Here is a 13,229-nt window from a genome sequence, read left to right on the forward strand (position 1 = left end):
TTACATATTACAATTTAATTTCGATATCTACACCGGACGGCAGGTCCAAGCGCATCAAGGCATCCACAGTTTGTGGAGTCGGGTTAACAATGTCGATCAAACGCTTGTGTGTGCGCATTTCGAACTGCTCCCGGGAATCCTTGTACTTGTGTACCGCACGGAGAATAGTAATGATTTGTTTTTCAGTTGGCAGCGGAATTGGCCCGGATACACCTGCGCCCGAACGTTTAGCTGTTTCAACAATTTTCTCAGCGGATTGATCAAGAATTCTATGATCGTAAGCTTTCAAACGAATACGAATTTTTTGCTTTGCCATTTTAGTCCCTCCTTCTATCGCCCAATTTGGTATCGGACATACTCCGTGAAAATTTTCCGACAGCCCTCCCATGGCAAAGGGGCCGGGTGTGTCAGTAACCTCTCACATCATCGCACAGTCACAAACAACATTAGTTATTATATCGAATAGTTCTGCCTATTGCAAGCAAAAACGAAAAAACAATGCATCTTATTTTCAAAAGATACAATTGTGTTCGCAGCTTGCGATTTTTCCAAGAGAAAAGCCCCCGCACCAGGGCAGGGGCTCGTTTAGCTTCGTTCCAATACAATGTTACTCGTTCCAGTACACTGTTGCTCTATTTAAAGGCTAAAGCCTTCTTATTTGGAGATTGTTGCTACGGCACCAGCGCCAACTGTACGTCCACCTTCACGAATAGAGAACTTAGTTCCTTCTTCGATAGCGATCGGGTTGATCAGTTGAACAGTAACCGTAATGTTATCACCAGGCATTACCATTTCGGAACCTTCTGGCAAAGTAATGATACCAGTTACGTCAGTTGTACGGAAGTAGAACTGTGGACGGTAACCAGTGAAGAAAGGTTTGTGACGTCCACCTTCTTCTTTAGTCAAAACGTAGATTTGAGCAGAAAATTCTGTATGTGGGTTAACAGAACCTGGTTTAGCCAATACTTGACCACGCTCGATTTGTGCACGATCTACACCGCGAAGCAGTGCGCCGATGTTGTCACCAGCTTGAGCGGAATCAAGCAATTTACGGAACATTTCTACGCCTGTTACTACGGATTTACGGGATTCTTCTTGAATACCGATGATTTCGATTTCGTCGCCCACTTTAACTGTACCACGCTCTACACGGCCTGTAGCAACTGTACCACGACCAGTGATGGAGAATACGTCCTCGACAGGCATAAGGAAAGGCTTGTCAGTGTCACGTTCTGGAGTTGGGATGTAAGTGTCGATTGTTTCGAACATTTCAACGATTTTCTTAGCCCAGTCGCCATCTGGGTTTTGCAGTGCTTCACGAGCGGAACCGCGAGTGATTGGAGTGTCGTCGCCTGGGAAGTCATACTCGCTCAGCAAGTCGCGAACTTCCATTTCAACCAATTCCAGCAACTCTTCGTCTTCAACCATGTCGCATTTGTTCAGGAATACAACGATGTAAGGAACACCAACTTGGCGGGACAACAGGATGTGCTCGCGAGTTTGCGGCATTGGGCCGTCAGCTGCGGATACAACCAGAATCGCTCCGTCCATTTGTGCAGCGCCAGTAATCATGTTTTTAACATAGTCGGCGTGACCTGGGCAGTCAACGTGTGCATAGTGACGGTTAGGTGTTTCATATTCCACGTGTGCAGTGGAGATTGTGATACCGCGTTCGCGCTCTTCTGGAGCTTTATCGATTTGATCGAATGCTACAGCAGCACCACCGTAAGTTTTGGACAATACAGTTGTGATTGCAGCAGTCAAAGTAGTTTTACCATGATCGACGTGACCAATAGTACCGATATTAACGTGCGGTTTGTTACGTTCAAACTTAGCCTTTGCCATTTGAACAATTCCTCCTCAATAACTTGTTTTATTTTAGGCTGCCGGATGCCCTTTTGGTAAAACCTTAAGTATACCGGTCAGCTGATACATTGTATTACTCGCCGCCTTTGGTTTTGGCAACGATCTCTTCAGCAATGCTCTTCGGCACTTCTTCATAATGAGAAAGTTCCATAGAGAACACGCCGCGTCCTTGTGTACCGGAGCGAAGTGTAGTCGAGTATCCGAACATTTCGGACAAAGGCACCTTCGCACGAATGATTTGAGCTCCACTACGGGAATCCATACCTTCAATCCGACCACGACGGGAGTTCAACATACCCATTACGTCACCCATGTATTCCTCAGGAACCGTTACTTCAACTTTCATAATCGGCTCAAGCAATACTGGTTTACATTTGTCTTTCGCTGCTTTCAGCGCCATTGATCCGGCAATTTTAAATGCCATTTCATTGGAATCGACATCATGGTATGATCCGTCCACGATTGTAGCTTTAACGTCCACAAGCGGGAAGCCTGCGATAACGCCGTTTTTCATTTGTTCCTCAATACCAGCAAGAGCAGGTGCGATGTACTCTCTAGGAACAGAGCCGCCGACTACCTTACTTTCGAATTGACTACCAGTACCTGGTTCGAGTGGTTCGAACTCAACCCATACGTGACCATATTGACCACGACCACCGGACTGACGAACGAATTTACCTTCGACACGTGCTGGAGCACGGAACGTTTCACGGTAAGCAACCTGTGGTTTACCCACATTCGTTTCTACCTTGAACTCACGACGCATACGGTCAATGATGATGTCCAAGTGAAGCTCACCCATACCTGCCAAGATGGTTTGACCTGTTTCTTCGTTAGTATGAGCGCGAAGAGTTGGATCCTCTTCAGTCAACTTACCGAGAGCTACAGACATTTTATCTTGGTCAGCTTTGGTTTTAGGCTCAACCGCGATTTCGATAACCGGATCAGGGAAATTCATGGACTCGAGAATAACAGGACTCTTCTCATCACACAGTGTATCACCTGTACCTGTATCTTTCAAACCTACGGCAGCCGCAATATCACCAGAGTAAACTACAGTGATTTCTTGACGACTGTTCGCATGCATTTGAAGAATACGTCCGATACGTTCGCGTTTACCTTTTGTTGCATTCAATACGTAAGAACCGGATTGAAGAACACCGGAGTATACGCGGAAGAATGTCAACTTACCAACGTAAGGATCCGTCATGATTTTGAAGGCCAATGCGGAGAATGGCTCTTCATCGGAAGAGTGACGTTCAACTTCCGTACCGTCTTCCAAATGCCCTTGAATACTTGGCACGTCAGTAGGAGCCGGCAAATAGTCGAGAACAGCATCCAACATCAGCTGAACACCTTTATTGCGGTAAGAAGATCCACAGATAACTGGGAAGATTTTAACTTCTACAACACCTTTACGGAGAGCGGCTTTAATTTCGGCAACCGAAATTTCTTCGCCTTCCAGGTATTTCATTGTCAATTCTTCGTCCAGTTCAGCAACCTTCTCGATCAATTCATTACGGAGTTCCTCAACCTGATCTTTGAATTCCGCAGGAATTTCTACTTCTTCGATATCTTGACCAAGATCATCTTTGTACATATGAGCTTTTTGTTCAACGATATCGATAATACCAGTAAAATCATTTTCTGCGCCGATTGGCAATTGAATCGCAACTGCGTTCGCTTGAAGGCGATCACGCATGTCGGAGACAACATTCAAGAAGTCGGCACCAATGATATCCATTTTGTTTACATATGCGATCCGTGGAACGCCGTAGCGATCAGCCTGTCTCCATACGGTTTCGGACTGAGGCTCAACGCCTTCTTTCGCACTGAAAACACCAACTGCTCCGTCCAATACACGAAGGGAACGTTCAACTTCAACAGTGAAGTCAACGTGCCCCGGGGTGTCGATGATATTGACGCGGTGACCTTTCCAGGCAGCGGTCGTCGCAGCGGAAGTAATCGTGATTCCGCGCTCTTGTTCTTGTTCCATCCAGTCCATTGTCGCAGCGCCTTCGTGAACTTCACCGATTTTGTGCGTACGGCCTGTGTAGAACAAGATCCGCTCTGTTGTTGTGGTTTTACCCGCGTCAATATGAGCCATGATCCCGATATTACGTGTATTTTTCAAGGAGAACTCTCTTGCCATGAAATGGGTCTCCCTTCAAAATTGAAGTTATTTTTTGAGCTGAATCCTACCAACGATAGTGAGCAAACGCTTTGTTTGCTTCAGCCATTTTGTGCGTGTCTTCACGTTTTTTCACGGAAGCGCCTGTGTTGTTGGAAGCATCGATAATTTCAGCCGCCAAACGCTCTTCCATGGTTTTCTCACCGCGGTTGCGGGAGTAGTTTACGAGCCAACGTAATCCCAGGGACGTACGTCTTTCTGGTTTTACCTCGATTGGTACTTGGTAGTTGGCACCGCCGACACGGCGTGCTTTAACTTCCAGGACTGGCATGATATTCTTGATAGCTGCTTCAAAAACTTCCATCGGGTCATTCCCCGTACGTTCTTGGATAAGCTTGAACGCATTGTACAGAATGCTTTGAGCAACGCCTCGTTTTCCGTCGAGCATGATGCGGTTGATCAAGCGGGTAACCAACTTGCTGTTGTATACCGGATCTGGCAACACGTCTCTTTTGGTAACTGGACCTTTGCGTGGCATGGATATCCCCCTTTCTTACATGTTAAACCGACATATGCGGTTTATATCTCATTAGGATTTTTTAGCTTTAGGGCGTTTTGCGCCGTATTTGGAACGAGCTTGCATGCGGTTGTTTACGCCTGCAGTATCCAAAGCACCGCGAACGATATGGTAACGCACACCCGGAAGGTCTTTTACACGACCGCCGCGAATCAGCACTACGCTGTGTTCTTGAAGGTTATGTCCAATACCTGGAATGTAAGCAGTCACCTCTACACGGTTCGTCAAGCGAACACGAGCATATTTACGAAGTGCGGAGTTTGGTTTTTTCGGAGTCATAGTACCTACACGAGTGCACACTCCGCGTTTTTGCGGGGCACTGATGTCGGTAGCTTCACGTTTCAAGGCATTAAAACCTTTTTGCAAAGCCGGTGATTTCGATTTCTCGATTTTGGCTTGACGTCCTTTACGAACCAGTTGGTTAATAGTTGGCATGTTGGTTGCCACCCCCTTCCTCAATTTTTGCTGTTACTTTACAAACCTTATCTAAGCCCACAGACCCAGGCGGTTCATAAAAGAACAAATGAAAAGTCTTTGCCGCCAAGAATAACAATTCCTTAGACAAAAACGTTCCTTACCCTATTGTTTTACGATAGCAGCCATTGCGGCTCCCACTTCAATCCCACATGCAGCTCCGAGATTTTTCATTGTGTCTACGAGAGTCACTTTGACTCCTTGCTTGTTGCACAAAGCAATGATGTTGGAAGTGAGACGCTGATCTGCGTCTTCTGCCACATATACTTCTGAGGCAAAGCCCAATTCTACCATACGAATGGTTTGTTTGGTACCGATTTTGACATGAGCATCTTGCAGTCCCTGTTCTTTAGACATATCTCATTCCTCCGAAAAGACCCAATAGCATATAGGCTGCTCACGCACCTTTGCTATATTAGCATTGACTATAAGTAATGTCAAGACAATTATAAACTATAATTCATTTAAACAGAATAGTACGATTCATTTTTGAAAAACACCGGAGCACCGTCTGCTAAAGCTTTTATGCAAAGCTTATGTCTACGGTGTTCCGGCAATCATACTATTTTTATATTACTCGGCCGAAATTGGTTCGAGCTCCTCAGATGGAGACTGCCCCTCTTCCGGTTGGGCAAATTTCACGCTACGGTAACGGTTCATACCTGTTCCCGCAGGAATCAATTTACCAATAATTACGTTCTCTTTCAGCCCAAGCAACTGATCGACCTTGCCTTTAATAGCTGCATCAGTCAAGACACGAGTAGTTTCCTGGAAGGATGCTGCTGACAAGAAGGAGTCAGTTTCCAGAGAGGCCTTGGTAATACCGAGCAGTACCGGCTTAGCTACCGCTGGTTCTTGGCCGCTGAGAATCGCTATCTTGTTTGCATTTTCATACTCATGGACATCAACAAAGGAACCTGGAAGTAAGATCGTGTCGCCCGCATCAATGATACGGATTTTACGCAACATTTGACGAATCATAACTTCTACGTGCTTGTCGTTGATTTCTACGCCCTGGTTCCGGTATACGCGTTGAACTTCCTGAAGGATATAGTTCTGCACCCCGCGAATACCTTTAATACGCAGCATTTCTTTAGGATCAATCGAACCATCCGTCAGTTCGTCCCCAGCTTCAACAGTCATACCTTCGCTTACGCGCAGGCGGGAACCATATGTTACTGAATATGTTTTCGTTTCAGCTTCACCCTGAATGTCGATCTCACGGCGGTCTTTACCTTCACGAACTTCTTTAACTGTACCGTCAATTTCACTAATAGTTGCCTGACCTTTAGGATTACGTGCTTCAAAAAGCTCCTGGATACGAGGCAAACCTTGTGTAATATCGTCACCCGCTACGCCGCCTGTGTGGAACGTACGCATAGTAAGCTGTGTTCCTGGCTCACCAATGGATTGTGCAGCGATAATACCAACTGCTTCACCAATCTCAACGTGTTTACCAGTAGCCAGATTGCGACCGTAGCATTTCTTGCAGACGCCATGTTTAGCACGGCAACTTAGTACAGAACGAATCTGAACTTTGTGTACACCGGCTTTAACAATCGCTTCAGCTTTGTCGGAGTCAATCAGTTCGTTACGTCTAGCCAAAATCTCGCCAGTCTCAGGATGACGTACCGTTTCAAAGCAATAGCGACCTTCCAGACGGTCATAGAGATCCTCAATCACTTCTTTACCGTCCTGAATACGACTTACTGTGAAGCCTTTATCCGTTCCGCAGTCTTCTTCGCGCACGATAACATCCTGTGCCACATCTACGAGACGACGAGTCAGGTAACCGGAGTCAGCCGTACGGAGGGCTGTATCCGCCAAACCTTTACGCGCTCCGTGAGTGGAGATGAAGTACTCGAGTACTGTCAGACCTTCACGGAAATTTGATTTGATTGGGAGTTCGATAATACGTCCGGATGGATTGGCCATCAGACCACGCATACCGCCGAGCTGAGTAATCTGTGACTTGTTACCCCGCGCTTTGGAGTCCACCATCATCATGATAGAGTTGTAGCGATCCATGGACTTCATCAATACTTCGGTAATATCATCTTTCGCTTTAGACCAAATGTCGATAATCCGGTCATAGCGTTCTTCATTCGTAATCAGACCACGACGATACTGATTCGTCACAACTTGCGCTTTATCTTCGGACCCCTTAAGAATCTCTTGTTTTTCCACCGGCACGATTACGTCCGATACTGCAACGGTTACCCCTGCACGAGTGGAATACGTAAAGCCAAGCTGCTTAATTTTATCCAGAATTACAGCTGTTTCTGTTGTATGGTAAGTCTCAAAACAACGGGCAATGATATTACCAAGGTAATCCTTGCCTACCCCGTTAGCTTGCGGAGCGTTTTGAATGGCTTCTGTAAGATTTACACCCTTCTCGTAAACAAAGAACTCCTCCGCAGTACCATAAAGCAGGTTCGCACGGGTAGCATCATTGATGTACGGGAAGCTTGCCGGGAAAATTTCATTAAAGATAATTTTACCAACCGTTGTGATCAACATCGCTTCCTGTTGTTTTTCCGTAAAGCTCGTTTTATTCAAAGCTTTAACCGGAATAGCTACACGAGCATGAAGACCAGCTGTACCACGTTGGTAAGCCGATATAGCTTCATTCATGTTGCGAAGGATCATATTGCTTCCTTCTTCTTCTTTGTTATCCATAGTCAGATAAAAAGAACCAAGAACCATATCCTGGGAAGGTGTAACAACTGGCTTGCCGTCTTTCGGATTCAAAATGTTGCCGGATGCTAGCATAAGCAAACGAGCTTCAGCTTGAGCTTCCGCAGACAACGGAACGTGAACAGCCATTTGGTCACCGTCAAAGTCGGCATTATATGCAGTACATACGAGCGGATGCAGACGAATCGCACGACCCTCAACCAAAATCGGTTCGAACGCCTGGATACCGAGTCTATGCAACGTAGGGGCACGGTTCAGAAGAACTGGATGCTCCTTGATTACTTCTTCCAGCACATCCCATACTTCTGCACTCACACGTTCTACTTTACGCTTGGCGCTCTTGATATTGTGCGCCAAACCTTTGTTCACTAGTTCTTTCATAACAAAAGGTTTGAACAGTTCAAGTGCCATTTCTTTCGGCAAACCGCATTGATACATTTTCAAGTACGGACCTACAACGATAACGGAACGACCAGAGTAGTCAACACGTTTTCCGAGCAAGTTCTGACGGAAACGTCCTTGTTTACCTTTCAGCATGTGGCTGAGGGATTTCAAAGGACGGTTACCTGGACCTGTAACAGGACGACCACGACGACCATTATCAATCAAGGCGTCAACAGCTTCCTGCAACATCCGTTTTTCATTTTGTACGATAATATCTGGCGCACCTAGATCTAACAGACGTTTCAGACGGTTATTACGGTTAATAACACGACGATACAAGTCGTTAAGGTCAGAAGTAGCGAAACGACCACCATCCAACTGTACCATTGGACGAAGTTCAGGAGGAATAACAGGAAGTACGTCCATGATCATCCAATCCGGTTGGTTGCCGGAGTTACGGAATGCCTCAATAACTTCAAGGCGTTTGATTGCACGGTTACGACGTTGTCCTTGAGCTGTACGCAGCTCTTCTTTCAAGAATTCCAACTCTTTGTCTATATCCAAATCTTGAAGAAGCTTTTTAACCGCTTCAGCACCCATACCTGCCTGGAATCCATAGCCATATTTCTCACGATAACTACGGTATTCTTTCTCGGACAGGAGTTGCTTTTTCTCCAAAGGCGTATCTCCTGGATCGGTTACAACATAAGATGCGAAGTAAATGATCTCTTCCAGAGATCTTGGAGACATATCAAGAGCAAGACCCATACGACTTGGAATGCCTTTAAAGTACCAAATGTGCGATACAGGAGCAGCCAACTCAATATGGCCCATACGCTCACGGCGAACCTTAGCGCGAGTAACTTCTACTCCACAACGGTCACAGACAACACCTTTATAGCGTACACGTTTGTACTTACCGCAATGACATTCCCAGTCTTTCGTAGGTCCGAAAATTTTCTCGCAAAATAGTCCTTCTTTTTCCGGTTTAAGCGTACGATAGTTAATCGTCTCCGGTTTTTTGACTTCTCCGCGGGACCAAGAACGAATCTTTTCGGGGGAAGCAAGCCCGATTTTCATATATTCGAAATTGTTAACGTCCAACAAGGAGCAACCCTCCTTAACCAAATCCTGAGTTTTTAGGTTTGATACCGCCCAGCAACACCGGGCGGTATCAAGAAACCTGATCCATTCTAGAATGGATCAAGGTATATAACAAAACTGATATGAGTTAGTCAGCAGTCAAACTACTCTACGCCAACCTCAGAGCCTTCCAGATTCAAACTCAGCTTATCGCCGGTTGTGTCATCCTCATCATCAAGCTCTCTCATTTCGATCTCTTGTTCGTCTTCAGACAGAATCTTCACGTCCATACCCAAGCTTTGCAGCTCTTTGATTAGGACCTTAAATGATTCTGGAACACCCGGTTCAGGTACATTTTCACCTTTGACAATGGATTCGTAAGTTTTAACACGTCCAACCACATCATCGGATTTCACAGTCAAAATTTCCTGAAGCGTGTACGCCGCGCCGTAGGCTTCCAATGCCCATACTTCCATCTCCCCGAAGCGCTGTCCACCGAATTGAGCTTTACCACCCAATGGTTGTTGCGTAACGAGAGAGTAAGGACCTGTAGAACGAGCATGGATTTTATCATCGACCATGTGCGCCAGTTTGATCATGTGCATGACACCGACAGTAACTTCACGTTCAAAACGATCACCCGTACGTCCGTCATACAACACAGTCTTACCATTACGCTGCATGCCTGCCTCTTCCATTGTATCGAATACGTCATACTCCTTGGCACCATCGAATACTGGAGTTGCCACATGAATACCAAGACGCATTGCAGCCATACCCAAATGGACTTCAAGCACCTGTCCGATGTTCATCCGTGAAGGTACGCCCAGCGGGTTCAGAACGACCTGTACTGGTGTGCCATCCGGCAGGAACGGCATATCTTCTTCAGGCAAAATACGGGCAACGACACCCTTGTTACCGTGACGTCCAGCCATTTTATCGCCTTCGGAGATTTTACGTTTTTGAGCAATATATACACGAACCAACTGATTTACACCTGGTGGCAGTTCATCACCATTTTCACGTGTAAACACCTTTACATCTACAACAATCCCGTCTGTTCCGTGAGGAACTCTCAAAGAAGTATCGCGAACCTCGCGTGCCTTCTCACCAAAGATTGCGTGTAAGAGACGTTCTTCAGCTGTCAATTCAGTCACACCTTTAGGTGTAACTTTACCAACGAGAATGTCACCTGCGCCGATTTCGGCACCAATACGAATGATTCCACGCTCATCCAAGTTGCGAAGCGCTTCTTCACCGACATTTGGAATGTCGCGAGTGATTTCTTCAGGTCCAAGCTTCGTGTCACGAGCCTCGGATTCGTATTCCTCAATATGGATCGAGGTGTATACATCTTCCTTAACCAGTTTCTCACTCAGCAGGATCGCATCCTCGTAGTTGTAACCTTCCCAAGTCATGAAGGCAACGACAACGTTACGTCCCAACGCCAACTCACCCATCTCTGTAGATGGACCATCCGCAAGAATATCGCCAACTTTGACAATATCTCCTCTGTTCACAATCGGACGTTGGTTGATGCAAGTTCCTTGGTTAGATCGCATAAATTTGTGTAATTTATACTTAACAATGTCGCCCTTCACTTCAGCGCCATCTACAGTTTCGATACGACGCAACCAAATTTCGTTGGCCGAAGAACGTTCGATAACTCCGTTGTATTTGGATACAACGCAAACACCAGAATCTTTCGCAGACTTGTGCTCCATTCCTGTTCCGACCAATGGAGACTTCGGAATCAGAAGTGGGACAGCCTGACGCTGCATGTTGGAACCCATCAATGCGCGGTTAGAGTCATCATTCTCCAGAAACGGAATCAATGCAGTCGCGACCGATACGACCTGTTTAGGCGATACGTCCATGTAATCGACACGGCTACTAGCCATCGGAATAATGTTATCAGACTGTTTGTTATAACGGACAATGACGACCTCATCCTTAAAGGTGTTTTCCTCCGTCAATTCCGCATTCGCCTGAGCTACGATGTAGTTATCTTCTTCATCAGCAGTCAGGTAATCAATCTGCTCTGTAACTTTTCCGGTTTTTGGATCTACCCAACGATAAGGCGCTTCGATAAATCCGTACTCGTTGATGCGTGCAAAAGTGGACAAAGAGTTGATCAAACCAATGTTTGGTCCCTCTGGTGTCTCGATAGGACACATGCGGCCATAGTGACTCGGATGGACGTCACGCACTTCCATGCCCGCGCGTTCGCGCGTCAAACCGCCGGGTCCGAGTGCGGACAGACGACGTTTGTGCGTTAATTCAGCAAGCGGGTTCGTCTGATCCATAAACTGAGACAGCTGCGAGCTACCAAAGAACTCTTTAATCGAAGCAATTACCGGACGTATGTTAATCAGCGCTTGTGGCGTAATTACATTAGCATCCTGAATCGACATTCTTTCACGCACCACGCGTTCCATACGGGACAAACCGATACGGAACTGGTTTTGGAGCAACTCACCTACAGAACGCAAACGACGGTTACCCAAATGGTCAATATCGTCCGTACTTCCGATTCCGTGAAGCAAGTTAATAAAATAACTGATGGAGGAAATAATATCGGCAGGCGTAATATTCTTAACCGATTTATCAATATTTCCGTTAGCAATCAGTTTTACTACTTTACCATCCTCAATTGGTGAGAATACATCGATCGTTTGAAGTGGAATATCATTGCTTTCTAGCACACCACTCGCAACATGATACGTACGATGTCCTACTGATTCCTCCAGTTGGGCCAAAATCTCGTCCAACAGGCGGCGATCTACCATTTGTCCGGCTTCAGCGATGATTTCACCAGTTGTTGTATCAATCAAAGTCTCAGCAAGTCGTTGATTGAACAGACGATTTTTGATGTGAAGCTTTTTATTGATTTTGTAACGGCCTACGTTGGCCAGATCATAACGTTTTGGATCAAAGAAGCGCGCAACCAGCAAGCTCTTTGCGTTATCCAGTGTAGGCGGCTCACCCGGACGAAGACGCTCATAAATTTCAATCAGCGCTTTCTCGGTGGAATCCGTGTTGTCTTTATCAAGTGTGTTGCGGATATATTCGTCATTGCCGAGCAAATCCAGAATCTCAGCATCAGTGCCAAAGCCCAGCGCACGCAGCAACACCGTAACCGGAATTTTACGGGTACGGTCAATCCGGACATAGATAATATCCTTCGCATCCATCTCCAGTTCGAGCCAAGCCCCCCGGTTAGGAATTACCGTTGCGGTGTATGTTGTTTTCGCATTCTTGTCGACTTTTGTGCTGAAATAGACGCTGGGAGAGCGAACCAACTGGCTGACAATAACCCGTTCCGCACCGTTAATAATAAACGTACCCGTTTCAGTCATCAGCGGGAAGTCTCCCATGAATACTTCCTGCTCTTTCACTTCCCCGGTTTCTTTATTAATAAGCCGGACTTTTACCCGAAGCGGTGCTGCATACGTAACGTCGCGTTCCTTTGCGTCGTCAACGGTATATTTGGGTTCTCCGAGAGAATAGTCGATAAACTCCAGAATCAGATTTCCAGTGAAATCCTGAATTGGCGAAATATCCCGAAACATTTCCCGTAATCCTTCCTCCAAAAACCAATCATAGGATTTTTGTTGGATCTCAATCAGGTTCGGAACCTCGAGTACCTCATTAATACGTGCATAACTGCGCCGAGTGCGTCGACCATATTGAACAAGATGTCCTGCCAACTTAAACTCACCCCTCATGTCTACTCACTTTAAAAATACATTGCGAACCTCTGTTTGTGACCTTATAATAAGACACATACAGAAGATTCAATCTTACAAATACAGAAAAGCCCTTACTCGAATGCATTCGAAAAAAGAGCAACGTATCTGCAGAATCCTCTTACCGGAAGATCTTCATTACTTGTAGATTTGCCCAAAATGGTTGTATTATACGTAATAGAGATAAATACTATACCTACTACGCATAAATCTATTGACATTTCAACAAACTAAAGCCATGGAGGGCATCCTAATACTGACATTTTAT

8 protein-coding genes are annotated in these 13,229 nt (G+C 45.9%); all 8 read right to left on the reverse strand.

All coding sequences use genetic code 11. The features are described 5' to 3' along the window. Positions 1-7 precede the first annotated feature (7 nt). The 8 genes from rpsJ to rpoB all read right to left on the reverse strand — a co-directional run bounded on the left by rpsJ (position 8) and on the right by rpoB (position 12,922). The gene (gene rpsJ / locus NLX82_RS26970) at positions 8-316 is read right to left on the reverse strand and encodes a 30S ribosomal protein S10 (protein WP_005544556.1); all 309 of its coding nucleotides are present in this window, start codon (positions 314-316) and stop codon (positions 8-10) included. 338 nt (positions 317-654) lie between these two features. Beyond that, the gene (tuf, locus tag NLX82_RS26975; RefSeq protein ID WP_023990558.1) at positions 655-1,845 is read right to left on the reverse strand and encodes an elongation factor Tu; all 1,191 of its coding nucleotides are present in this window, start codon (positions 1,843-1,845) and stop codon (positions 655-657) included. Between the two features lie 94 nt (positions 1,846-1,939). Continuing rightward, positions 1,940-4,018 (reverse strand): elongation factor G, encoded by a 2,079-nt coding sequence (gene fusA / locus NLX82_RS26980; RefSeq protein WP_023990559.1) that lies wholly within the window; start codon positions 4,016-4,018, stop codon positions 1,940-1,942. Between the two features lie 46 nt (positions 4,019-4,064). Beyond that, on the reverse strand, positions 4,065-4,535 hold the full coding sequence (gene rpsG, locus NLX82_RS26985) for a 30S ribosomal protein S7 (protein WP_007432586.1): 471 nt from the start codon (positions 4,533-4,535) through the stop codon (positions 4,065-4,067). Between the two features lie 51 nt (positions 4,536-4,586). Further along, positions 4,587-5,009 (reverse strand): 30S ribosomal protein S12, encoded by a 423-nt coding sequence (rpsL, locus tag NLX82_RS26990; protein WP_007432587.1) that lies wholly within the window; start codon positions 5,007-5,009, stop codon positions 4,587-4,589. Between the two features lie 144 nt (positions 5,010-5,153). After that, complete coding sequence (locus tag NLX82_RS26995) at positions 5,154-5,405, reverse strand: ribosomal L7Ae/L30e/S12e/Gadd45 family protein (RefSeq protein WP_007432588.1); 252 nt, start codon at positions 5,403-5,405, stop codon at positions 5,154-5,156. Between the two features lie 216 nt (positions 5,406-5,621). Continuing rightward, the gene (gene rpoC, locus NLX82_RS27000) at positions 5,622-9,236 is read right to left on the reverse strand and encodes a DNA-directed RNA polymerase subunit beta' (protein WP_013312165.1); all 3,615 of its coding nucleotides are present in this window, start codon (positions 9,234-9,236) and stop codon (positions 5,622-5,624) included. Between the two features lie 140 nt (positions 9,237-9,376). Then, positions 9,377-12,922 (reverse strand): DNA-directed RNA polymerase subunit beta, encoded by a 3,546-nt coding sequence (gene rpoB / locus NLX82_RS27005; protein WP_028542620.1) that lies wholly within the window; start codon positions 12,920-12,922, stop codon positions 9,377-9,379. Positions 12,923-13,229: the final 307 nt, after the last annotated feature.

This window comes from Paenibacillus sp. A3M_27_13, assembly GCF_024213315.1.
GTDB lineage: Bacteria > Bacillota > Bacilli > Paenibacillales > Paenibacillaceae > Paenibacillus > Paenibacillus polymyxa_B.